This is a genomic window from Kutzneria sp. NPDC051319, from assembly GCF_040682195.1.
GTDB lineage: Bacteria > Actinomycetota > Actinomycetes > Mycobacteriales > Pseudonocardiaceae > Kutzneria.
In genome coordinates this window covers 1-21,635 of the sequence record NZ_JBFBAM010000024.1, presented here as the reverse complement: position 1 = coordinate 21,635, position 21,635 = coordinate 1, and the positions used below count along the sequence as shown (strand labels likewise).

22 protein-coding genes and 1 tRNA gene are annotated in these 21,635 nt (G+C 70.1%); 9 read left to right on the top strand and 14 right to left on the bottom strand.

Features of this window, described 5'->3' with window-relative positions; all coding sequences use genetic code 11:
- The first annotated feature begins 119 nt into the window (after window positions 1-119).
- Window positions 120-2,492 (top strand): transglycosylase domain-containing protein, encoded by a 2,373-nt coding sequence (locus tag AB0M73_RS23930; RefSeq protein WP_363894144.1) that lies wholly within the window; start codon window positions 120-122, stop codon window positions 2,490-2,492.
- Window positions 2,493-2,753: 261 nt separating this feature from the next.
- Here AB0M73_RS23930 and AB0M73_RS23925 read toward each other — a convergent pair whose 3' ends face one another.
- From AB0M73_RS23925 to AB0M73_RS23915, 3 genes are all read right to left on the bottom strand, one after another.
- Window positions 2,754-3,071 carry a hypothetical protein gene (locus AB0M73_RS23925; protein ID WP_363894141.1) on the bottom strand — a complete coding sequence of 106 codons (318 nt, stop codon included), beginning with the start codon at window positions 3,069-3,071 and terminating at the stop codon, window positions 2,754-2,756.
- Between the two features lie 159 nt (window positions 3,072-3,230).
- The gene (locus AB0M73_RS23920; RefSeq protein WP_363894139.1) at window positions 3,231-3,647 is read right to left on the bottom strand and encodes a hypothetical protein; all 417 of its coding nucleotides are present in this window, start codon (window positions 3,645-3,647) and stop codon (window positions 3,231-3,233) included.
- Window positions 3,647-4,117 carry a GatB/YqeY domain-containing protein gene (locus AB0M73_RS23915; RefSeq protein WP_363894137.1) on the bottom strand — a complete coding sequence of 157 codons (471 nt, stop codon included), beginning with the start codon at window positions 4,115-4,117 and terminating at the stop codon, window positions 3,647-3,649. Before AB0M73_RS23915 ends, AB0M73_RS23920 begins: the two co-directional genes overlap by 1 nt.
- A 66-nt stretch (window positions 4,118-4,183) precedes the next feature.
- Here AB0M73_RS23915 and AB0M73_RS23910 point away from each other — a divergent pair, with 66 nt between their 5' ends.
- Complete coding sequence (locus tag AB0M73_RS23910) at window positions 4,184-5,146, top strand: metallophosphoesterase (RefSeq protein ID WP_052395386.1); 963 nt, start codon at window positions 4,184-4,186, stop codon at window positions 5,144-5,146.
- Window positions 5,147-5,167: 21 nt separating this feature from the next.
- Window positions 5,168-5,241, top strand: a tRNA-Pro gene (locus tag AB0M73_RS23905).
- Window positions 5,242-5,522: 281 nt separating this feature from the next.
- Here the strand turns inward: AB0M73_RS23905 and AB0M73_RS23900 are convergent.
- Window positions 5,523-5,999, bottom strand: coding sequence for a hypothetical protein (locus AB0M73_RS23900; RefSeq protein WP_363894133.1), 477 nt, complete (start codon window positions 5,997-5,999; stop codon window positions 5,523-5,525).
- 144 nt (window positions 6,000-6,143) lie between these two features.
- Between AB0M73_RS23900 and AB0M73_RS23895 the strand changes: the two genes are divergently transcribed.
- On the top strand, window positions 6,144-7,952 hold the full coding sequence (locus tag AB0M73_RS23895; RefSeq protein ID WP_363894130.1) for a prolyl oligopeptidase family serine peptidase: 1,809 nt from the start codon (window positions 6,144-6,146) through the stop codon (window positions 7,950-7,952).
- A gap of 39 nt (window positions 7,953-7,991) precedes the next feature.
- Here AB0M73_RS23895 and AB0M73_RS23890 read toward each other — a convergent pair whose 3' ends face one another.
- The 3 genes from AB0M73_RS23890 to AB0M73_RS23880 form a co-directional block, all read right to left on the bottom strand.
- Window positions 7,992-8,468, bottom strand: coding sequence for a DNA starvation/stationary phase protection protein (locus AB0M73_RS23890; RefSeq protein WP_363894127.1), 477 nt, complete (start codon window positions 8,466-8,468; stop codon window positions 7,992-7,994).
- Window positions 8,469-8,535: 67 nt separating this feature from the next.
- Complete coding sequence (locus tag AB0M73_RS23885; RefSeq protein WP_363894124.1) at window positions 8,536-8,958, bottom strand: organic hydroperoxide resistance protein; 423 nt, start codon at window positions 8,956-8,958, stop codon at window positions 8,536-8,538.
- Between the two features lie 52 nt (window positions 8,959-9,010).
- Window positions 9,011-9,586: an NAD(P)H-dependent oxidoreductase gene (locus AB0M73_RS23880; RefSeq protein ID WP_043720118.1), complete on the bottom strand. Its 576-nt coding sequence runs from the start codon at window positions 9,584-9,586 to the stop codon at window positions 9,011-9,013.
- An 80-nt stretch (window positions 9,587-9,666) separates the two neighbouring features.
- Between AB0M73_RS23880 and AB0M73_RS23875 the strand changes: the two genes are divergently transcribed.
- On the top strand, window positions 9,667-10,788 hold the full coding sequence (locus AB0M73_RS23875) for an alpha/beta hydrolase (protein ID WP_363894119.1): 1,122 nt from the start codon (window positions 9,667-9,669) through the stop codon (window positions 10,786-10,788).
- Here the strand turns inward: AB0M73_RS23875 and AB0M73_RS23870 are convergent.
- Window positions 10,761-11,219, bottom strand: coding sequence for a Fur family transcriptional regulator (locus tag AB0M73_RS23870; protein ID WP_052395392.1), 459 nt, complete (start codon window positions 11,217-11,219; stop codon window positions 10,761-10,763). The genes AB0M73_RS23875 and AB0M73_RS23870 overlap by 28 nt on opposite strands.
- A gap of 81 nt (window positions 11,220-11,300) precedes the next feature.
- On the opposite strand from AB0M73_RS23870, the gene AB0M73_RS23865 reads away from it, so the two are divergent.
- Complete coding sequence (locus tag AB0M73_RS23865; RefSeq protein ID WP_363894116.1) at window positions 11,301-12,488, top strand: MFS transporter; 1,188 nt, start codon at window positions 11,301-11,303, stop codon at window positions 12,486-12,488.
- Here AB0M73_RS23865 and AB0M73_RS23860 read toward each other — a convergent pair.
- Genes AB0M73_RS23860 through AB0M73_RS23850 form a run of 3 tightly spaced genes read right to left on the bottom strand, consistent with a single transcriptional unit; the run spans window position 12,469 to window position 16,263 of the window.
- Window positions 12,469-13,920, bottom strand: coding sequence for a gluconokinase (locus AB0M73_RS23860; protein WP_363894113.1), 1,452 nt, complete (start codon window positions 13,918-13,920; stop codon window positions 12,469-12,471). The genes AB0M73_RS23865 and AB0M73_RS23860 overlap by 20 nt on opposite strands.
- 7 nt (window positions 13,921-13,927) lie before the next feature.
- On the bottom strand, window positions 13,928-15,001 hold the full coding sequence (locus tag AB0M73_RS23855; protein WP_363894110.1) for an aspartate-semialdehyde dehydrogenase: 1,074 nt from the start codon (window positions 14,999-15,001) through the stop codon (window positions 13,928-13,930).
- On the bottom strand, window positions 14,998-16,263 hold the full coding sequence (locus tag AB0M73_RS23850) for an aspartate kinase (RefSeq protein ID WP_363894107.1): 1,266 nt from the start codon (window positions 16,261-16,263) through the stop codon (window positions 14,998-15,000). Before AB0M73_RS23850 ends, AB0M73_RS23855 begins: the two co-directional genes overlap by 4 nt.
- Before the next feature lie 90 nt (window positions 16,264-16,353).
- Here AB0M73_RS23850 and AB0M73_RS23845 point away from each other — a divergent pair, with 90 nt between their 5' ends.
- Both AB0M73_RS23845 and AB0M73_RS23840 read left to right on the top strand, forming a co-directional pair.
- Window positions 16,354-17,523, top strand: a complete 1,170-nt coding sequence (locus AB0M73_RS23845; protein WP_363894104.1) for a hypothetical protein — start codon at window positions 16,354-16,356, stop codon at window positions 17,521-17,523.
- A gap of 1 nt (window position 17,524) precedes the next feature.
- Window positions 17,525-18,085 (top strand): nitroreductase family protein, encoded by a 561-nt coding sequence (locus tag AB0M73_RS23840; protein WP_363894102.1) that lies wholly within the window; start codon window positions 17,525-17,527, stop codon window positions 18,083-18,085.
- A gap of 452 nt (window positions 18,086-18,537) precedes the next feature.
- Here the strand turns inward: AB0M73_RS23840 and AB0M73_RS23835 are convergent, their stop codons facing one another.
- From AB0M73_RS23835 to AB0M73_RS23825, 3 genes are all read right to left on the bottom strand, one after another.
- Window positions 18,538-18,849 carry a hypothetical protein gene (locus tag AB0M73_RS23835; RefSeq protein WP_363894099.1) on the bottom strand — a complete coding sequence of 104 codons (312 nt, stop codon included), beginning with the start codon at window positions 18,847-18,849 and terminating at the stop codon, window positions 18,538-18,540.
- A 36-nt stretch (window positions 18,850-18,885) separates the two neighbouring features.
- Window positions 18,886-19,182, bottom strand: a complete 297-nt coding sequence (locus AB0M73_RS23830) for a hypothetical protein (protein WP_363894096.1) — start codon at window positions 19,180-19,182, stop codon at window positions 18,886-18,888.
- Window positions 19,183-19,270: 88 nt separating this feature from the next.
- A complete protein-coding gene (locus tag AB0M73_RS23825) occupies window positions 19,271-19,555 on the bottom strand; it encodes a hypothetical protein (protein ID WP_363894093.1) in 285 nt (94 codons plus the stop codon).
- Window positions 19,556-19,764: 209 nt separating this feature from the next.
- Between AB0M73_RS23825 and leuA the strand changes: the two genes are divergently transcribed.
- A complete protein-coding gene (gene leuA, locus AB0M73_RS23820) occupies window positions 19,765-21,534 on the top strand; it encodes a 2-isopropylmalate synthase (RefSeq protein ID WP_363894090.1) in 1,770 nt (589 codons plus the stop codon).
- The last annotated feature ends 101 nt before the right edge of the window (window positions 21,535-21,635 follow it).

Sequence of the window (21,635 nt, the reverse complement as noted above, 5' to 3'; positions counted from 1 at the left end):
GGTTCCCCTGCCAACACCGGGTTACCCGAATGTGAGCTTCACCCACCCGAAGTGGTGAATGAACGTCGCAGTGAGCGCTCACACCGGAGCACCACGTGATGACGCGTAGTGTGGCTGTCGTGCGTGTCGGCAACGGTCTTGTGAAGTTGGTCGGTCTGTGCCTTTTGGCCGGGGTTCTGGTGGCGGGCATGCTGTTCCCCACCGTGGGGGCGCTGGGAGTGGTCTCCAACCGCGCCAGCGACACCGTGGACGCCACCTCGGCGGACCTGGTGACCACCGACCCGCCGCTGATGTCCGTGATCGAGGACAAGAACGAAAAACCGATCGCGTACCTCTACCAGCAGTACCGGGTCAACACTCCGGGTGACCAGATCGCGCCCGTGATGAAGGCGGCCATCGTCGCCATCGAGGACCGCCGCTTCTACCAGCACTCCGGCGTCGACTGGCAGGGCACCTTCCGCGCGCTGCTGAGCAACCAGGTCAACGGCAGCGCCACCCAGGGCGCGTCGACCATCACCCAGCAGTACGTGAAGAACTACCAGGTGCTGGTGGCCGGCCGGGACAACAAGTCGGCCCAGGAGCAGGCCCAGGCGCAGACCGTCGCCCGCAAGCTCAAGGAGGCGCGGGTCGCCCTCCAGCTGGAGAAGAAGCTGTCCAAGGACGAGATCCTGACCAGGTACCTCAACCTGGTCACCTTCCTCGGCCGGGTGGACGGCATCGGCACCGCCTCCCAGGTGTTCTTCAACACCACCCCCGACAAGCTCTCGCTGCCCCAGGCGGCGCTGCTGGCCGGCGTGGTCAACAACCCGGTCAGCTTCGACCCGTGGCAGCACCCGGCGGCGGCCAAGAAGCGCCGCGACGTGGTCATCGACGCCATGGTCTCGACCGGCAAGATCACCACCGACATCGGCGAGGCCGCCAAGAAGACGGACCTGGGCGTCGGCCCCGAGCCGCAGCTGCCCGGCTCCGGCTGCGTCGGCGTCGCCCCCGAGGACGGCTTCTACTGCGACTACGTGCAGGGCTACCTGTCGCAGGCCGGCTTCACCGCGGACCAGTTGCAGACCGGCGGCTACGTGATCAGGACCAACCTGGACCCGGACATCTCCAAGATCGCCAAGCAGGCCGTCGAGCACAACGTGCCCAAGACCGCCAACGGCATCGCCAACACCATGGTGATCGTCAAACCGGGCCAGCAGACCCACGACCTCGTCGCCCTGGTGGCCAACCGCGACCTCGGCGTGGACGCCGCGCAGGGGCAGACCCTGACCAACCTGCCCGCCGACGTCAGCGACAACTTCGGCGCCGGCTCGATCTACAAGCTGTTCACCACCGCGGCCGCCATGGAGAAGGGCCAGATCGGCCTCAACACCGGCATCCCGAACCCGAAGCACACCTGCTTCACGCTGCCCGTGCACGACCGCAACACGCCGCCGTACTGCCTGCAGAACGACGACGCGACCAACCCGGACCCGATCAGCCTGCACGAGGCGCTGGCCATCTCGCCCAACACCTCGTTCACCAAGGTCGAGCTGGACGCCGGCATGCCGGCGGTGCTGGACATGGCGTCGCGGCTGGGCATGCGCAACACCATGAAGTCCAACCAGGCCGGTCAGACGCCCGACCCCAACAACAAGGACTACAACTACAACCAGTCGCAGACCCAGTTCTTCCAGAACGCCCCGGCCTTCACCCTCGGCGTGAGTCCGTTGAGCCCGCTGGAGCTGGCCAACGTCGGCGCCACCCTGGCCAGCGGCGGCGTGTGGTGTGAGGCCAACCCGATCGCCAGCGTGGTCGACCACACCGGCAAGCCGGTCCAGATCAACACCCCGCCGTGCGAGCAGGTCGTCAACAAGGCCGTGGCCGACACGATCATGAACGGCCTGAAGGACGACACCCTCAGCGGCACCTCGGCCGCCGCCGCCCGCAACGCGCACTGGACCCGCCCGCTGGCCGGCAAGACCGGCACCACCGACACCTCCGAGTCCGTCGGCTTCCTGGGCATCCTGCCCAACTACTCGACCTCCTCGCTGGTGTTCAACGATGGCTCCCAGCCGGAGCCGATCTGCGGCACGCTGCCCATCCGCACCAGCAAGGCCTGCGGCGGCAACGTCGGCGCCTTCGGTGGCACCATCGCCGCGCCGCCGTTCTTCAACGCCTTCAACCAGATCCTCGGCAGCTCGCCCCCGCTACAGCTGCCCAAGGCCGACCCGCAGTACATGGACAAGAACAACCACGGGCCCGCCATCCCGTACGTGGTCGGCCGCGGCGTCGACGACGCCACCAACGTCCTCAAGTCCGCCGGCTACCCGGGTGTGCAGACCGCCGACTTCAACTCCACCGCCCCCAAGGGCACCGTCGTCGGCCAGACCCCCATCGGGTCCGCCCCGCACAGCCAGACCGTCACGCTCTACGTGAGCACCGGCTTCGTGCCCCAAGCCCCCGGCGCGACATCACCCGCGCCGGCATCAGGCGCCGGCACACCAGGCGGCTGAGGTAACTGAACACGGTTCGAGGCCGGCGCCCTTGGCGCCGGCCTCGAACCATTTCGGGCTCAGGTACCGGAATCAGCAGTGACGCAGCGGCCCGAGCGGGTCATGGCCAAGGACTAACGAAGCCCGAGCCTCCGGCTCGGGTCGTCCGGTGACGCACCCACACGTCGACCGCCCATCCGTCCGGGTTGGTCAACGTGAGGCAGCCCTGGCTGCCCGGACCCCACAGCGGGACCACCGTCGCCGTCCAGTTGCCGTCCCAGGTCACCGATTCGGTGCCTTGGCCCGCAACGACGCGCTGGGCTCCCACCGCAGTCGGTCGCCCGGGTAGCACAGGCGGCCGAGCAGCTCGCCGGTCTGCGGCGCGTTGGCGCGGACATGCCGGCCAGGGACGACGCCGCCGAACTGCCGCGCGACGGCCAACGGCAGCTGCGCCGACCACGACGGCGGCTCGCCGGCGGCCCGCCGACGCAGTTCCGCCTGCCGATCACGCCAGACAATCAGCGTGCCCACGACGTAGATCAGCACGCACGTGCCGACGGCTGCGGCCAACACGACCCATGGCCCCACCCGCAGTGCCACGAAGGCACCCATAGCCACGGCGTAGCCCAACCGCAGCAAGGAACGTTGCCGGCGCGACGCTCCCTCTCGCGGCCGTACTCGGTCATGGTGGAAATCCGTTTCACTCAGTGACCGCACCCACGCTTGGCCCCGACCGAGTGTGCGTCCCAAGCCATGTCGTCAGACCACACCCAGATACCATTCGTCCGATTCTCGGCGCGGGCCGAACAGCGTCCACGGCTGGATCGGCCGGGCGACGGCGACGAAAACGTCGCCGTCGGCCAGCTCGATGCCGTACTCGAAAAAACTCTCCGACGTGGCCCGCCACGCCCGCAGCGTAAGCCCGTGACCGCCGGCGGCCAGCCCCCGCGCGACGGATCGACGAGAGTGCTGGTTCGACAGCTCCAGCCTGATCCCGTTGCCCCGCAGGGAAACAGTCGGGTCGAGCGAAGTCGGCCTGCGCCGGCCCGGCGTCATGATCGCCCCCAGGACGACGCCGGCCCGACCCGACCGCGTCAACCGGCGGACCCGACGCCGCACCGCCAATGGCAGCCGCAACTCGTCCAACTCGTGCACCGAAAACGGCACGACCGCCATCAGCCCAGCAGCTTGGCCTTCACGATGGCGGCGACACGGCCGCCCTCGGCCCGGCCGGCGACCTTCGCGTTGGCGGCCTTCATGACCTGGCCCATCTGCTTCTGCCCCGGCTGCTCGCCCGCCTGCGCGGCGACCTCGTCGATCGCCTGCGTGACGAGGTCGGTGAGCTCCTCATCGGACAGCTGGGCCGGCAGGTACGACTTGAGCACCTCGGCCTCGGCCAGCTCGGCGTCGGCCTGCTCCCGGCGACCAGCGCCCGCGAAGGCCTCGGCGGCCTCGTTGCGCTTCTTCACCTCACGGGACAACACCTTGAGGACCTCGTCGTTCGACAGCTCCCGCGCGGTCTTGCCGGCCACCTCCTCGACGGTCACAGCCGCCAGGGCCATCCGCAGGGTGGCGACCACAGTGGTCTGCCGCCCCTTCATCGCCGCGGTCAAATCGCTCCGCAGCTTCTCCTTCAGCTCCGCCATGAGCGCGAACGCTACTCCGACAGCCACCCCGACCCCGATCGAGTAAACCGCCGTACCCTGGAGCGCGTGAAGACGTTCGGTCGGATAGTCCTGGGCACCACGGCCCTCGGAGCAGCCACGGTCGGCTACGCCGCCGCCATCGAGCGGACCAGGTGGACCCTGCGCGAAGCCACGGTGCCGGTGCTCGCCGAAGGCGCGGCGCCGCTCCGCGTGCTGCACATCTCCGACCTGCACATGATGCCCGGGCAGCGCTCCAAGCAGCGCTGGGTCGCCGAGCTGGCCAAGCTGTCGCCCGACCTCGTCGTCAACACCGGCGACAACCTCGCCCACCGGCACGCCGTGCCCGCCGTCGTACGGGCGCTGGGCCCGCTGCTCGACCTGCCCGGCGTGTTCGTGTTCGGCAGCAACGACTACTACGCGCCCAAGCCCAAGAACCCCGTGCGCTACCTGCTGCCCAAGGCCCGCAAGAAGCGCATCCACGGCATTCCCCTGCCCTGGCGGGATCTGCGCGCCGCGTTCGTCGAACACGGCTGGGACGACCTCACCCACAGCCGGCAGACCATCACCGTCGCCGGCCAGTCCATCGTCGCCGCCGGCCTCGACGACCCGCACCTCAAGCGCGACCGCTACGAGAACATCGCCGGCCGCCCCGACCCCACCGCAGCGCTGCGGCTCGGCGTCACCCACTCCCCCGAACCCCGCGTCCTCGACCTGTTCGCCGCCGACGGCTACGACCTCGTCATGGCCGGCCACACCCACGGCGGCCAACTCCGCATCCCCGGCTACGGCGCCGTCGTCACGAACTGTGAGCTGGATCGCACCCGTGCCCGAGGCGTCTCTCGCTGGGGCGCCCACACCTGGCTCAACGTGTCCGCAGGCCTCGGGACCTCGCCCTATGCGCCCGTCCGCTTCGCCTGCCCGCCGGAGGCCAGCCTGCTCACGCTCGTGCCCCGCAGCAACGGCGCAGGTCACGACGGGTCCGGCCGCCAAAGCAGGACCCGATTCGGAGCTGGGGCCGACATCAGCTAGACTTCTCCTCGTTCGATCAACCGGGGTGTGGCGCAGTTTGGTAGCGCGCTTCGTTCGGGACGAAGAGGTCGCAGGTTCAAATCCTGTCACCCCGACGGGAGATCTGGGAGATCTCTGTGCGGATTTCACCGCACGGAGATCTCCCTTTTTGCTTTCTGGGGCTCTCGCCCCAGACCCCAAGGCAGGGCGGGCTTCGCCCCCTGCACCCCCCAAAGCTCGGCTGCGCCTTCGCAACGGCTCGGCTGCGCCTTCGCGACGTCTAGCTCGGCTGCGCCTTCGCGATAGCTAGGTCGGCTGCGCCTTTGTGGTGGGCTTTGCTGCGCTCGGCGGTCAGTTTCTCCGTTCGCCGCTCTCGCTCCGTTTGCTTTGGGGAGGGTTACGGGATGGGGAGGGTTGCGCGGAAATGGTCGCGCAGGGTGCGGATGGTGGCGGTCAGGTGGCGGGAGGCCTGGTCGAGGTCGGCGGTCGCGGGGGAGTTGCGGGCGGCGGCGGAGGTGGCAAGGAGGTCGTCGACGGCAGAGGTGGCGGCTGTGCGGATGGGGTCGGTGCCGATGAGCTTGAGGGTGGCGAGCTGATCGCTCATGGCGATGACGGCGGTGTGCAGCTCGGCGAGGGTCTGGTCATCGGCGGGGCCGCGCCAGGTGTCGACGGCGAGCTCGCGCCACGCGTTCATGGTCACCAGAAGGGCGAGGCACGCGTCCAAACGCTTGTCGCGCCAGTAGATCTGGTCGGCGCGGCGGATGGCGGCGGCCTCGCGGGCCCGCTCGCGCCAGGTGGTGACGAGTTGACCGGACACGACGCCCAGAACGCCGATGAGGCCGACGACGATCGGCACCAGGACTGAGACCGGCATGGCCGGCAAGATACTGGACGAAAACGTTTACAGAATGGATCGGCGCTGGCACGCTCGGGACCGCGGATCGGGGCCGGCCGCCACCGGGCCGGTCCGCGCCGAACGGCTACGAAAAGCACGGGACTGTCGTGACAGGATCGAGGGGTGACTACTCATCCTGTTGCGCGCGTGCCGGAGCGGCTGTTCGAGGATCCTGAGGCGGAGAAGCGCTGGAGGGACCGGTTCACGGCGCGCAGGGTGTCGCTGCCGGACTGGGCGTTGAACGCGCCGGAGCGCTCGCTGTACGTCTCCAACGCCAGTGGGGTGTGGGAGGTGTACGCCTGGAACCGGGAGACGGATGAGCACCGCCAGGTGACGAACCGGCCCAACGGCACGATGCACGCGACGTTGAGCCCGGACGGGGAGCAGATCTGGTGGTTCAACGACACCGACGGGGACGAGTTCGGTAGCTGGGTGGTCGAGCCGTACAGCGGGGGCGAGCACAGGCCGGCGTTGGAGGGTGTGCACGACGGGTATCCGGCGGGACTTGAGGTTGGCAGTTCGAGGATCGCGGTCGGGGCCTCTACGGATGACGGCACGACGATCTGGGTGACCCGCGACGGCAAGCCCGAGGTCATCTACGTCAACGAGAACGACGGCGGGGTGGCCAGCCTGTCGCGGGACGAGCGGCTGCTGGCGATCTCGCACTCGGAGCACGGCGACAGCCGGCACCCGGCGCTGCGCGTGGTGAACGCGGCCGAAGGCGCGGTGGTGGCGGAGAAGTGGGACGGCAAGGGCAAGGGACTGGACGGCATCTCGTTCAGCCCGGTGGAGGGTGACCCCAGGCTGCTGGTGCTGCACGAGCGCCGCGGCAAGGAAGAGCTGCTGATCTGGGACGTGGAGGCGGACACCGAGACGGAGATCCATCTCGACCTGCCGGGCGAGGTCGCCGCCGACTGGTTCACGGATGGCAAGTCGCTGCTGATCGTGCACAGCCACCGGTCGCGGACCACGTTGCACCGCTACGACATCGCCGCCGGCCAGCTGTCCACATTGGACACTCCACAGGGGACGATCGGCGGCGCGGGCGCGCGGCCGGACGGCGCCGTGGAGTACTCCTGGTCCTCGGCCGAGCACCCGTCCGCGGTGCGCGTGCTGACGGCCGAGGGTGACCGGGTGCTGCTGCAGCCGCCGGGCGACAAGGCGCCGTCGTCGCAGCCGATGGAGGATGCCTTCGTCGGCGACGTGCACGCGCTGATCACCAAGCCGGCGAACGCCGGAGATGGCCCGTTGCCAACGGTTTTCTCCATCCACGGCGGCCCGCACGCCAATGACGAGGACCGGTTCTCGGCCTACCGCGCGGTGTGGCTGGACGCCGGCTTCGCCGTGGTGCAGGTGAACTACCGCGGCTCCACCGGCTACGGCTCGGCCTGGCGGGACGCCATCGAGGGCCGCCCGGGCCTGACCGAGCTGGAGGACATCGCCGCGGTCCACGACTGGGCGGTCGAGTCCGGCCTGGCCGACCCGGCCAAGTGCGTGATCAACGGCGCGTCCTGGGGCGGCTACTTGACGCTGCTGGCGCTGGGCGTGCAGCCGAAGCGCTGGGCGGCGGGCGTCGCGGGCGTGCCGGTCGCGGACTACGTCGCCGCCTACGAGGACGAGATGGAACCGTTGCGAGCCTTCGACCGGGCGCTGTTCGGCGGCTCGCCGGAGGAGCTGCCCGACCTGTACCGGGAGTGCTCGCCGCTGACCTACGTGGACGAGGTGGCCGCGCCGGTGATCGTGCTGGCCGGCGAGAACGACCCGCGCTGCCCGATCCGCCAGATCGACAACTACCTGGATCGCCTGGCGGTCAGGAAGGCGCCGTACGAGGTGTACCGGTACGAGGCCGGCCACGGCTCGCTGGTGGTGGCCGAGACGATCAAGCAGACGGCCATCGAGGTCGACTTCACCCGGCGGGCGCTGGGAATGTGACGGCAGAGGGTGGGGCCGCAAGGCCCCACCCGCAACGCTTTAAGCCAGCTGGGCCTGCCACATCCAGTGGGCTTCCTCCAGCTTGGCGGTCAGCGCGATGATCAGGTCCTGGGTGACCAGGTCCGTGTCGTCGGTGGTCTTGATCCGAGCCCGCATGCGCTGCACGACCTCGCCCAGCGTCGTGGTGATGGCCCGCGCCACGGCCTCGTCGTCACGCCAGCCGGTGGCGAAGTCGGGCACCCCGGAGTCCTTGGCCACGGTGGCGGCCCGGCCGTCCGGGGACACGCCGATGGCCGAGGCGCGCTCGGCGACCTGGTCGGTGTACTGCCGCGCGGCGGCGACCAGCTCGTCGAGCTGGAGGTGCACGCTGCGGAAGTTGCGGCCGACGACGTTCCAGTGCGCCTGTTTGGCCACCAGCGACAGGTCGATCAGGTCGACCAGCGCCTCCTGAAGGACGCGGCCGGTCTCTTCCTTCGCCCCGGCCTCGAGCGGGCTGGTGATCGGGGCCTTGCCCATATCTGCCTCCTCGGGATCGCGTGTCGAACGAGTACCCCGAGGAGGCGCGGGCTAACGGCGGCTCCGGTCACACGGTCGCGGTGACCGTGACCTCGATGTTGCCGCGGGTGGCGTTGGAGTAGGGGCAGACCTGGTGGGCGGCGGCCACGAGCTGGTCGGCGGCGCCCTGCTCGAAGCCGGGCACGTGGGCGGCCAGCGCCACGCCGAGGGTGAAGCCGCCGTTGTCCAGCGCGAACACGCTCACCTGGGCGGTGATGGAGGTCTCCGGCAGCGTGATCTTCTGCCGGCGGGCGACCGCCTGCATCGCGCTGTGGAAGCAGGCCGCGTAGCCGGCGGCGAACAGCTGCTCGGGGTTGGTCTTGTCGCCGCCGGGGCCGCCCATCTCCTTCGGCACGGCCAGGATCTCGTCGATCACGCCGTCCGAGGATCGGACCTCGCCGTTGCGGCCTTCGCCGATCGCGATCGCCTCGGCGGTGTACAGCGCTGCCATCGTCTTCTCCTCGCTCACGAAGTTACTGACGGGTACAACGCCACGAACCGGCTCAATGTAGCCGGTGGTGACCGACTTCACCGAGGGCGAACTCGGCGACCTGACGGCCGACCAGCCGCAGCGAGTCGTACGCGCGCTGATCGGAGCAGGTGCCGTCGGCCTCGAAGCGCACCTCCGCAGTGTTCAGCGGGACGCCCAACGGCGTCGGCCAGCCGCGCAAGGCATGCACGATCGAGCGAAGGGCGGTCAGCGTGCTCACCGCCGCCTGCCAGCCCATGGCACTGGTCACGCAACCGACCGCACGGCCGTCGAGGAACGGGTGCGGGTCGCCACTGAGATCCTGGACGTAGTCGAGGGCGTTCTTGACCAGTCCGGACAGCGAGCCGTGGTAGCCGGGCGAGACCAGGACCACGCCGTCGGCCTCACGCAGCAGCTCGATCAGCCGCTGCGCGGACTCGGGGCGCTCGGGCACGGCCGGGTCGTAGAACGGCAGCACAAGATCGGTTCCGGTGAGCGCGATCGTCTTCGCGCCGGCCTCTTCCGCACCCGACAGCGCCACGTGCAGCGCCCGCTCGGACTGCGAGTCGGCCCGCAACGAGCCGCCGATCCCCACCACTGTCACCGTCATACGTCCACCGTACGAGTTACAGCGTGCTTGAGGTCAAGATCCCTCGGCATGGGTCCTACCGACCGGTAGTGTCCTGGGCCATGGCGAGCCTTGCGCAGTCCGTTCCGCTCCGGTGGCAGGCCCGGGTGCTCCAGGCGCTGTTCGCGCTGCCGACGCCGGTGCGACGGCTGCTGGCCGGCAAGCCGGTCCGGCTCGACGGCCAGACCCTCGACCTGGACGCCCAGTTGCTGCTGAGGATGCAGCAGCTGGCCGGCACCGAGCTGCACAGCACGGACGTCCGCCAGGCCCGCGCGGCGATCCGCGCCGGTCGCGTGCTGGTCGGCGGCGCGCCGATCGAGCCCGTCACGACCAAAGACCTCCAGCTGCCCAACGACATTCCGGCCCGGCTGTACCGGCCCGGCGACCTGCCGGAGGGCTCGCCGCTGCTGGTGTTCTTCCACGGTGGCGGTTTTGCCATCGGCGACATCTACAGCCACGACCACCTCTGCCGGTTCCTGGCCCGCAACGCCGGCGTCCGGGTGCTGTCCGTCGGCTACCGGCTCGCGCCGGAGGATCCGTTCCCGGCCGCGGTGGACGACTGCGTGACGGCGTTCAAGTGGGCCGCGGCGGAGGCGACGTCGCTGGGCGCGGACCCGAAGCTCATCGCCCTCGGCGGCGACAGCGCGGGCGGCAATCTCGCCACCGTGACGGCACTTCAGGTGGGCTCGGGCAATCCCCGACCGGTGTTCCTGCTGCTGCTCTACCCGACGGTGGACGCGACGATGCGGCAGCGGTCGCGGGACATCTTCGGCAACGGCTACTTCCTGACCGACGCCGGCATGGACTGGTTCATGGAGCGCTACGTCCCGGACCCCGAGACCCGCACCGATCCCCGCGTGTCGCCGCTGCTGGCCGAGGACCTGAGCGCGCTGCCGCCCACCTACATCGCGACGGCCGGCTTCGACCCGCTGCGGGACGAGGGCGAGCTGTTCGCCCGCCGGGTCGCCGAGGCCGGCGTGCCGGTGGTGCTGCGCCGGCACGAGGGCCTGTTCCACGGCTTCGCGAGCATGACGGGCATCGGGCACGCGTTCAAGGAGGCCACCCTGGAGGCGGCCAGCGCGCTGCGGACGGGGCTGGCCATCGGCCGCAACGGGCGGCCGAGGCGCAAGGCGGTCAACGCCGACGAGCTGAACGGCTACCCGGTCGGCAGCTGGCTGGCCTGAGCTCGCTTGCAGTCCGGGCAGTAGCCCCAGAACACGACCTCGGCCTCGACCACGTCGAAGCCCATCGAGTCGGACGGCTCCAGGCACGGCGCCGGCCCGACGGCGCAGTCCACGTCCTCGGTGCGGCCGCAGCCCCGGCAGACCAGGTGGTGATGGTTGTCACCGGTGCGCGTCTCGAACCGGGCCGGCGAGCCCGCGGGCTCGATCCGGCGTACCAGGTCGGCCCGCACACAGGCGTTGAGCACGTCGTACACGGCCTGCGTCGACACCGAGCCGATGTGGTCGCGAACTCCGGTGGCGACCTGGTCAGCGGTGGTATGAGGGTGACCGGAAAGCCACTCCAGCACCGCGAGGCGCGGCGCCGTCACCCGTAACCCCGCGGTGCGCAACCTGCGCCGCAGGGTCTCCACGGTGGATCCGTCGGTAGCCATATCCCGCCCAGGACACCACGCTTTCTGGAATCGGACAAGAAATCGGTTGCGCCGCGGCCGCAGACCTTGTCACATCGGCGTGTGGTCCTGACGTCCTACGGCCGGGTGACGCGCCTCCCCGGTGTGCGCACGCTGTTCCTGGTCACGGGATTGGCGCGCATCCCGCTGGCCGCCTCCGGCGTGACCATCACCCTGCACGTGGTGCTCGGCCTCGGCCGCGGCTACGGCGAGGCCGGTGTGGTGGCCGCCGCCACCACCATCGGCATCGCCCTGGGCGGACCGCTGATCGGCCGGCTACTCGACCGCCGTGGCCTGCGGCGGGTGGTGTTGCTCACCACTGTGGCCACCGGCGTGTTCTGGGCGGCGGCGCCATGGCTGTCCTACTGGGGGCTCATCGCGCTCTCGTTCGTCGGTGGCTTCCTGTCGCTGCCGGTGATGTCCATCGCCCGGCAGGGCATGGCCGCGCTGCTGCCCTCGGACGACAGCTACCGGCGGCCGGCGTTCTCGCTGGACTCGGTGCTCACCGAGATGTCGTACATGATCGGTCCGGCGGCCGGGGTGTTCCTCACCACGGCGTTGTCCTCGACCGCGGCGATGATCATCGTCGGTGCGGCCATGGTGGCGGCCGGCGTCTGGCTGTACCTGTTCGATCCGCCGATGAAGTCCGGCGACGCCGAGCAGCACGAACACGTGCCGGTGCAGTCGTGGCTGCGCGGGCCGATGATCGCGGCGCTGGTGATCGCCGCCGCAATGGTGTTGATCATGGCCGGCTCCGAGGTGGCCATCGTGGCGGTCCTGCGCCAGCACGACCAGGTCGACTGGTCGGGGCTGGTCATCGCGGTCTGGTGCCTGGCATCGGTCATCGGCGGCATCCTGCACGGCGCGGCCCGGCGGCCGATCCCGCTGATCGTGCTGATCAGCCTGATCGGCGTGCTGACGTTGCCGGTCGGGTTGTTCGCCGGCCAGTGGTGGACACTCGCGCTGGCCCTGACGCCCAGTGGCCTGCTGTGCGCACCCACGTTCGCGTCGACGTCGGACGTGGTCACACGGATGGCGCCGGAGTCGGTGCGCGGCGCGGTAATGGGCATCTACAGCTCGGCGTTCACCGCGGGCGCGGCCATCGGGGCACCGCTGATCGGCTACGTGATGGACAACTCGGCACCGGCCTGGGGCTTCGTCGCGGCGGGCGCGGTCGGGCTGCTCGGCACGGCGGTCGCATCGCCCTTGGCGGGCGCAAGCTCAGCCAGCCTCAGCTGTCGAGTTCCCTGAGCGCCTCGTAGATCCGCTCCAGGGCGGGGCGGTTGCGGGCCATCCGGCGGCTGTCGATCTCCTCCGGCGCGACCGTGCCGACCGGCGTCACCAGGTCGGCGGCCGCGTCGAGGGACGGCAGCTCGCCGAGCGCCCGCCAGCCCAGAAGTGCCGCCCCCACACCGGATCCCTCGTTCCCATCCACGAAGGACAGTTCCTGGCCGAAGGCCGCCGCGATCACCGACGTCCACAGTGGACCACGGAAAGCCCCGCCGGTGGCCCGGATCTCGTGCACCGCCGCGCCCGCGTCTCGGACGGCGTCGAGCACCAGGGCCAACTGCTGGCCGACGCCTTCGACCATGGCCCGGGTGATCACGGCCCGGCCGTGCTCGCGGCGCAGCCCGACCAGCACCGCACGCGGGTCCGGATCCCACCACGGCGCTCTTTCGCCCAGCAGGTAAGGCAAAGCCAGCAGGCCTGCGGCACCCGGCGGCTCGGCTTCGGCCTCCGCCAACAGGTCCGCCACCGGGACCCCGAACACCTCGGACGCCCACTGCGCCACCACACCGCCGTTGCTCACCGAGCCGCCGAGCACCCAGAGCCCGTCGGCCAAGGCGTAGCAGAAAACGCGGCCGCGCTCGTCGACACCGGGCTGGTCGCGGACGACCCTGAGCGCACCACTCGTGCCCAGCGACAACGCCGCCATGCCCGGCCGCACCGCGCCGACGCCAAGGTTGGCCAGCGGACCGTCGCCACCGCCGGCGATCACCGGCAAGCCGCTGGGCAGGCCGGCGACGCCGTCGACCAGCGACAACGCCTTGGTCGGCGCGACCAGCGTCGGCAACTGGTCCGGGTGCACGCCGGCGATGGCCAGCGCCGGCTCGTGCCAGTCCAGCCGGCGCATGTTGAGCATGCCGGTGCCGGAGGCGTTGGAATGCTCGGTGACCAGCCGTCCGGTGAACCTGGAAAGCACGTAATCCTTGAGGCCGGCCCACTTCACGGCCCGGGCGCACAGTTCCGGCTCGTGTTCGGCGAACCAGGCCAGCTTGGCCAGCGGGAACGACGGATGCACCGGGGCGCCGGTCGCCGCGTGCAGTTCGAGCGCCAGCTCCTCGTCCGCCCGCAAGCGTTTGGCGACATCGGCCGCACGGTGATCAGCCCAGCTCAGGGCCGGGGTGAGCGGCTCGCCGTGGCCGTCGAGGGCGAGCAGCGTGTGCATCGCGGAGCTGAACGACAGGGCCCTGACCTCGCCGTCGACCTTCTCGACGCACTCGGCCAACGCCTTCGTGGCCGCCGCCAGCACCGCCTGCGGATCCTGCACGGCCTCACCGTGCTCGCCCGTCTCCAGGAGGTAACCCTGCTCGGCGGTGGCCACCACCCGGCCGTCCAGCCGGGTGGCGACCACCTTCGTCGCCGTGGTGCCGAGGTCGACACCCAACACGACCTCGGTCATGTCCGCCTCAGCCGAACTCGGGGGCCAGGGTCTCGGCGATCTCGTAGGTGTTGAGCGCGGCGCCCTTGCGCAGGTTGTCGCCGCACACGAAGAAGTCCAGCGTGTTCGGGAAGTCCAGCGCCTGGCGCACCCGGCCGACATAGGTCGGGTCCTCGCCGACCACGTCCGCCGGCGTCGGGAACTTCTTCTGCTCCGGCTCGTCCATCAGCACGATCGTCGGCTGCGCGGCGAACACCTTGTGCGCCTGCTCCACCGTCACCTCGCGCTCGAAGGTCGCGTGCACGGCCAGCGAGTGCGTGGTGATGACCGGGACCCGCACGCAGGTCGCCGAGACCTTCAGGTCCGGGATGCCGAGGATCTTGCGGGACTCGTTGCGGACCTTGAGCTCCTCCGAGGTCCAGCCGTCGCCCTTGTAGGAACCGGCCCACGGCACCACGTTCAGCGCGAGCGGGGCCGGGAACGGCGAGCTCTCGAAGTCCAGCCCGGCCGCGATCAGCGCCTCGCGCACATCGCCGGCCTTCACGCCGAGCTGCTTGCCCGCGACGACCGACAGCTCCTCGTACAGGCGGTCGATGCCGGGCGCGCCGGCGCCGGAAACCGCCTGGTAGGACGCGACAACGAGCTCCTTGAGGCCGAACTCGCGGTGCAGGGCGCCCAAGGCGGCCATCATGGACAGCGTCGTGCAGTTGGGGTTGGCGATGATGCCGCGCGGGCGCTCGGTCGCCTTGTGCGCGTTGACCTCCGGCACCACCAGCGGCACCTCGTCGTCCATGCGGAACGCGCCGGAGTTGTCCACCGCGATCGCGCCGCGGGCGGCCGCGATCGGCGCCCACTCGGCCGAGATCTCGTCCGGCACGTCGAACATCGCGATGTCCACGCCGTCGAACACCTCGGGCGCGAGCGCCCGGACGGTGATCTCCTCGCCGCGCACGGTCAGCTTGCGTCCGGCCGAGCGGGCCGAGGCGATCAGGCGGATCTCGCCCCACGGCACCGTCTCACGGGCGTTGATGATCTCGATCATCACGCTGCCGACCGCGCCGGTCGCTCCCACCAGCGCCAGTACAGGTCCGTTGGTGCTCATCGACCGCTCCCCGCGTAGACGACGGCCTCTTCGTCGCCGCCGAGTTCGAACGCATCGTGCAGGGCACGGACCGCGTCATCCAACTGAGTATCCCGGCAGATGACCGAGATCCGGATCTCCGAGGTGGAGATGATCTCGATGTTGACGCCGGCCTCGGACAGCGCCTCGCAGAAGGTCGCCGTGACGCCCGGGTGCGAGCGCATGCCGGCGCCGATCAGCGACACCTTGCCCACGTGGTCGTCGTAGAGCACGCCGCTGTGGCCGATCTCCGGCTTGGCCTTCTCCAGCGCGGCCACCGCCCGCGGGCCGTCGGTCTTGGGCAGCGTGAAGGTGATGTCGGTGCGGCCGGTGGCGACCTGGGAGACGTTCTGCACGACCATGTCGATGTCGACCTCGGCGTCGGCGACCACGCGGAAGACGCGGGCCGCGATGCCCGGGTGGTCCGGCACCGCCGTCACGGTGACCTTGGCCTCCGACCGGTCGTGCGCGACGCCGGTGATGATCGCCTGCTCCACGGGAAGGTCCTCCATCGACCCGGTCACCAGCGTGCCGGTCTTGTTGTTGAACGAGGAACGGACGCGCAGCGGCACGTTGTACCGCCGGGCGTACTCGACCGAGCGCAGGTGCAACACCTTCGCCCCGGCCGCGGCCATCTCCAGCATCTCCTCGTAGGTGATCTGGGGCAGGTGCCTGGCGTCGCGCACGATGCGGGGGTCGGCGCTGAACACGCCGTCCACATCGGTGTAGATCTCGCAGACGTCGGCCTTGAGCGCCGCGGCCAGCGCGACGGCGGTGGTGTCCGTGCCGCCGCGGCCGATCGTGGTGATCTCCTTGCTGTCCTGGCTCACGCCCTGGAAGCCGGCCACGATGCAGATCGCGCCGTCGGCCAGCGCGTCCTGGATGCGGCCCGGCGTCACGTCGATGATGCGCGCGTTGCCGTGCACGGCGGTGGTGATCACGCCGGCCTGCGACCCGGTGTACGAGCGTGCCTCGAATCCCAAGGCGTGGATGGCCATGGCCACCAGCGACATGGAGATCCGCTCGCCCGCGGTGAGCAGCATGTCCAGCTCGCGGGCCGGCGGCACCGGGGCGACCTGGGACGCGAGGTCCAGCAGCTCGTCGGTGGAGTCGCCCATGGCCGAGACCGCGACGACCACGTCGTTGCCCGCTCGTTTGGTGGCGGCGATCCGCTCGGCCACGCGTTTGATCCGCTCGGCACTTTCCAGTGAGGAGCCGCCGTACTTCTGCACGACCAGTGCCACTGATCGAACCTCCTCGCAGACCGGGCCAGAGCGTGTCCGGACGCAGCGTACCCTCGCCTTCGGACCCGGTGGCCAGACGAAGGGATCGGGGTGTCAGCCATCACGACGGCCCGGCCCGAGGCCAGTTCCGCGACGTCGCGGCAGGTCGCGTACCTGACCGCGCCCGCTCTGGTGTTCCTCGGCGTGCGCGCCATCGGCCTCGTGGTGCTGGCCTGGATGGCCGCCCGCAACGGCCGATCCATCACCACTGCTCTCACTTCGTGGGACGGACACTGGTTCCTGGGGCTCGCCCAGGGCGGCTACGGCGCGGCCGGCCGCGACCTCGTGGACGCCCACTTCCAGCACGACCAGAGCAACCTGCTGGCCTTCTTCCCCGGCTTTCCGGCACTGACCAGCCTGATCGCCCACGTGCCCGGAGTGACGCTGGTCGACGCCGCCTTCGCCGTGACCGTGCTGTCCGGCCTGGCCTGCTCCTACGGCCTGGTCCGGCTCGGGGAGTCGGTGCCCGGGGGCTCGCGGCGGCTCGGTCTCGTGCTGGCCGCGCTGTTCGCCGCCTCGCCGATGGCCGTCGTGCTGTCGATGACCTACTCCGAGGCCCTGTTCTGCGCCTTCGCCGTGTGGTCGCTCGTGTTCACGCTGGAGCGCCGGTGGGTGTGGGCCGGCGTCTTCTGCGCCCTGTCCGGGCTGGTCAGGCCGACCGCCGCCGCCGTCATCGTCGCCGTCGGCCTCGCCGCCGTGATCGCCATCGTGCGGCGGGAGGACGGCTGGCGGCCCTGGGTCGGCGCCTTGGTGGCACCCGTCGGCCTCGTCGGCTACCTGGCGTGGGTCGGCGTTCGGACCGGCAGTTGGGACGGCTGGTTCCAGGTGCAGCAGCGGGGCTGGGGTTCCCAGTTCGACGGCGGCATCGCCACCTTCAAGTTCGCCCTCGACGCCCTCGCCTCCGGCCGCTCCGTGCTCGAGGTCCTCACCGTCGGGCTCTGCGTCGTCGCCATCGCCCTGGTCGTGCTGTGCATCCGGCGGCGCGTGCCGTGGCCCCTGATCGCCTACGGCATCGCCGTGCTGATCATGGATCTCGGCTCCAACGGCCTGATGAACTCCAAGGCCCGGCTCATGCTGCCGGCGTTCGTGCTGCTCATCCCCGTCGGCATGGCGTTGGTCCGGCGGCTCCGCAGCACCCAGTGGCTCACCCTGATCACCGTGTCGGTGATGAGTGCCTGGTTCGGCGCTTACGCCATCACCGCGTGGCCCTACGCTATTTGAGGTGCATCCCCTCATCAGCGAGCGCTGGAGCCCCCGGGCCCTCGACCCGTCCGCCAAGGTCACCGACGAGCAACTCGAGTCCCTGTTCGAGGCCGCCCGCTGGGCTGCTTCGTCCGGCAACACCCAGCCCGCCCGCTGGCTCGTCGGTCGCCGCGGCGACCCTTCGTTCCAGCAGATCTTCGACGCCCTGCGCCCCGGCAACCAGTCCTGGGCCGGCGCCGCGTCCGCGCTGATCGTCGGCTGTGTCGTCACCGAGGACGAGACCGGCCGCCCCATGCCCAAGCCCGACTACGTGCTCGGCCTCGCCGGCCAGAACCTCGTGCTCCAGGCCGTCGCCGAGGGCCTCGTCGCCCACCAGATGGGCGGCTTCTCCCCCGAGGCCATCGCCTCCTCATTCGGACTGCCGGAGACCGCCCGCGCCGTCGTGGTGATCGCCGTCGGCGTGCTGGGCTCCCCTTCCCTGCTCCCCGAGGACCTCGCCGCCCGGGAAGTCGCCCCCCGCGTCCGGAAACCCTTGTCGGAGCTGGTCTTCACCGACACCTGGGGCTCCGCCGCCTTCTAGCCTCCCCAGTTCACCGAAGCCTCTGCGACACACACCGGCCAGTACTCGACGTCCCCCACCTGGCAACCCCACCGATCGCGCGGCACCGGAAACACCGCTCACCAGCGACCACCTGGTTCCGGCAATCGCACCACACCAGCGACCGCCCAACACTGGCAATCCCGCGACCTCAACGATTGCCTGACACCCGCCCTCTGGTTCGCTGACGATCGCCCGACGCCGGCATTCCCGCGGCACCAATGACCACCTGCCATCGGCAGGCCGTACTCACTGCCAATGGACTCACTGCCAATCACCGCAGCCCCCACGCCCCGCCGCACGCCCACGACCCGCCGCACGCCCGCGGCCCGCCCTTCCCCGGGGGCCACCGTCCCCGCCCAGCCTACCGGCGCGCACCTCTCGTGGATCTTGAAACCGGGCGGCCTGTGGACAACTGGGGCCCTGTGGACAACTCAGCCCAGGCGGCGGACCAAGCGCACCAAAATGCTGGTGACGATGAGCCAGAAGATCGCGGCCAGGCCGTAGTTGGCCAGCACGCGGAGCTTGGCGTCGGCCGGCGTGAACAGGTCGCGGAAGGCCAGGGCCAGCGGGTCGGCCCAGGCGCGGACGAAGGTGGTGATGGGGTTGTCCGGGTTGGCGCCGAAAACGGTGAGCAGCACGTGCGCGACAAGGATGACGGCGATGATCGTGCCGATCCAACGCAGGACGGCGGCGACGATGCCGACAACCCTGCCGCGCGCGTGCGTCTGCGTCTGTTCGGCCATACGGGGCAGTCTGCCACGCCGGCCGACCGGCGTCGATCAGCCGGCGCGGTAGAGCACTCGGGCGATGAGACCCGTTACGACCAGCCAGAACACTGCGGCCAGGCCGTAATTCAAGATCACATTGAGCGCGTCGCTACCGGTGGCGAACAGGTTGCCGAACCACAGCGCCAACGCGCCGGCCCACTGCGCGTCCCACACCACGAGCGGGTTGCCCGGGTTGGCGGCCAGCAACGTGAACAGGATGTGCGCGACCAGGATGACCGCGATGATCGTGCCGATGACGCGGACCACCGTTCCCGCCGTCGCCCGACCGCCACGAACGTAGGTAGCCATGTCCGACCTCGCCTCGCTCGATACAGGTCGCCACCCGATCGGGTGGCGTCGAGCGGTGAATACCCACCCCGAGTGATCGCTACACGGGTCAGCGCAGCACCCGGGCGAGGATGCGGGTCACCAGCAGCCAGAACACGGCCGCGAGGGCGTAGGTGATGATCACGCTGGCCGGCGCGCCCTGCGGCTGCACGATGTTGCCCCACCACAGAACCAGCAGGTCGGACCACACCTTGACCACCGAGAACAGCGCGTTGTCGGCGGTCGATCCGCTCAGCACCAGCAGCATGCGAATGATCATGACCAGGGCGGTGAGCACGCCGAACAGGTTGATCACCGTGGACAGCACGCCCGACTTCTTGCCCCCTGACGCCATGCGTCCACCTAACCACAGCCCCCAGGTGCCCGATCGTGCCCAGCATGTGGGTCCCGGGTTTCACGATCCGGCGATAGCGGTTACGCTCCGCCCGTGCGCTTCACCCTCCTGCTTCGCTGCCGTGACGGGGTCTGATCCAGACCGGCCCCCCGTCTCGGAGTTCAGCGCTGCCGCCGGTCGAGTCATCCCGGTCAGCAGGAGTTCACCCCATGAGCGAGTCCAGCAAGATCCGCATGCCGTCCCGTCCCGCGCCGGCCGAGCAGCCGGCCTGGAACACGCAGCGCGGCAGCTCGATGCCGGTCCACCGTTACCGGCCGTTCCACGAGCTCGTCGAGGAGATCTCGGTACCCGACCGCACGTGGCCCGACAAACGCATCACCACCGCGCCCCTGTGGTGCGCCGTCGACCTGCGTGACGGCAACCAGGCGCTGATCGACCCGATGTCGCCGGCCCGCAAGCGCAAGATGTTCGACCTGCTGGTCCGGATGGGCTTCAAGGAGATCGAGGTCGGCTTCCCGGCGGCCAGCCAGACCGACTTCGACTTCGTGCGCGAGATCATCACCGACGGCGCGATCCCGGACGACGTCACCATCCAGGTGCTGTCCCAGTGCCGCGTCGAGCTGCTGGACCGCACCTTCGAGGCGCTGCGCGGGGCCCGCAAGGCCATCGTGCACATCTACAACTCGACCTCGATCCTGCAGCGCCGCGTGGTGTTCCGCGAGGAGCGCGAGGGCATCAAGAAGATCGCCACCGCGGCCGCCGAGTACGCCGTCGAGCTGGCCGCCAAGCAGCCCGACACCGACTTCCGCTTCGAGTACTCGCCGGAGTCCTACACCGGCACCGAGCTGTCCTACGCGGTCGAGGTGTGCAACGCCGTCACCGAGATCCTGGGCGCGACCCCGGAGCGGCCGGTGATCATCAACCTGCCGGCCACCGTCGAGATGGCCACGCCCAACGTGTACGCCGACTCCATCGAGTGGATGAACCGCCACCTGGAGCGCCGCGACTCGGTGATCCTGTCGCTGCACCCGCACAACGACCGCGGCACCGGCGTGGCCGCCGCCGAGCTGGGCTACCAGGCCGGCGCCGACCGCATCGAGGGCTGCCTGTTCGGCAACGGCGAGCGCACCGGCAACGTCTGCCTGGTCACGCTGGCGATGAACCTGTTCAGCCAGGGCATCGACCCGCAGCTGGACATGTCCGACATCGACGAGATCCGGCGCACGGTCGAGTACTGCAACCAGCTGCCGGTGGCCGAGCGCCACCCGTACGGCGGCGACCTGGTGTTCACGGCCTTCTCCGGCAGCCACCAGGACGCGATCAACAAGGGCCTGGACGCCCTGAAGTCCGAGGCGGACCGGGCCGGCGTGCCGGTCGAGGACTTCCCGTGGGAGGTCCCGTACCTGCCGATCGACCCCAAGGACGTCGGTCGCAGCTACGAGGCCGTGATCCGGGTCAACTCGCAGTCCGGCAAGGGCGGCGTCGCCTACGTGATGAAGACCGAGCACCAGCTCGACCTGCCGCGCCGGCTGCAGATCGAGTTCTCCAAGGTCGTCCAGGGCGTCACCGACTCGCAGGGCGGCGAGGTGTCGCCGCGGCAGATGTGGGACGCCTTCGCCGGCGAGTACCTGGACCGGGTGACGCCGCTGGAGCTGGTCCGGCATCGCGTGGACGACGACGAGGAAGGCCACTACCGGATCACCGCCCAGGTCCGGGTCGAGGGCGAGCAGCACGAGATCACCGGCGTCGGCAACGGCCCGCTCGCCGCGTTCGTGGACGCCCTGAGCACGGTCGGCTTCGACGTGCGGGTCATGGATTACGTAGAGCACGCCCTCACCGCCGGCGACGACGCCCGCGCCGCCTCCTACGTGGAGTGTGCGGTCGGCGACGTCGTGCTGTGGGGTGTCGCCGTGGACAGCTCCATCGTCGCCGCCTCGCTGCGTGCCGTCGTCTCCGCGGTCAACCGCACCTCCCGCTAACGCCTGATGCGTGATGCAGGGAAGGACGCCTTACCCGCGTTGAACGAGGGTAAGGCGTCCTTCCCTGCATTCAGCCCCTGCATTCAGCCCCTGCATTCAGC

What these genes read in the sequence shown, in the direction of transcription:
- AB0M73_RS23870 (WP_052395392.1), bottom strand. Translation starts at nt 11,219, where the DNA reads ATGGCTACCGACGGATCCACCGTGGAGACCCTGCGGCGCAGGTTGCGC.
- AB0M73_RS23835 (WP_363894099.1), bottom strand. Translation starts at nt 18,849, where the DNA reads ATGGCCGAACAGACGCAGACGCACGCGCGCGGCAGGGTTGTCGGCATC.
- AB0M73_RS23920 (WP_363894139.1), bottom strand. Translation starts at nt 3,647, where the DNA reads ATGGCGGTCGTGCCGTTTTCGGTGCACGAGTTGGACGAGTTGCGGCTG.
- AB0M73_RS23900 (WP_363894133.1), bottom strand. Translation starts at nt 5,999, where the DNA reads ATGCCGGTCTCAGTCCTGGTGCCGATCGTCGTCGGCCTCATCGGCGTT.
- AB0M73_RS23825 (WP_363894093.1), bottom strand. Translation starts at nt 19,555, where the DNA reads ATGGCGTCAGGGGGCAAGAAGTCGGGCGTGCTGTCCACGGTGATCAAC.
- AB0M73_RS23860 (WP_363894113.1), bottom strand. Translation starts at nt 13,920, where the DNA reads ATGACCGAGGTCGTGTTGGGTGTCGACCTCGGCACCACGGCGACGAAG.
- AB0M73_RS23885 (WP_363894124.1), bottom strand. Translation starts at nt 8,958, where the DNA reads ATGGCAGCGCTGTACACCGCCGAGGCGATCGCGATCGGCGAAGGCCGC.
- leuA (WP_363894090.1), top strand. Translation starts at nt 19,765, where the DNA reads ATGAGCGAGTCCAGCAAGATCCGCATGCCGTCCCGTCCCGCGCCGGCC.
- AB0M73_RS23830 (WP_363894096.1), bottom strand. Translation starts at nt 19,182, where the DNA reads ATGGCTACCTACGTTCGTGGCGGTCGGGCGACGGCGGGAACGGTGGTC.
- AB0M73_RS23855 (WP_363894110.1), bottom strand. Translation starts at nt 15,001, where the DNA reads ATGAGCACCAACGGACCTGTACTGGCGCTGGTGGGAGCGACCGGCGCG.
- AB0M73_RS23880 (WP_043720118.1), bottom strand. Translation starts at nt 9,586, where the DNA reads ATGACGGTGACAGTGGTGGGGATCGGCGGCTCGTTGCGGGCCGACTCG.
- AB0M73_RS23875 (WP_363894119.1), top strand. Translation starts at nt 9,667, where the DNA reads ATGGCGAGCCTTGCGCAGTCCGTTCCGCTCCGGTGGCAGGCCCGGGTG.
- AB0M73_RS23915 (WP_363894137.1), bottom strand. Translation starts at nt 4,117, where the DNA reads ATGGCGGAGCTGAAGGAGAAGCTGCGGAGCGATTTGACCGCGGCGATG.
- AB0M73_RS23890 (WP_363894127.1), bottom strand. Translation starts at nt 8,468, where the DNA reads ATGGGCAAGGCCCCGATCACCAGCCCGCTCGAGGCCGGGGCGAAGGAA.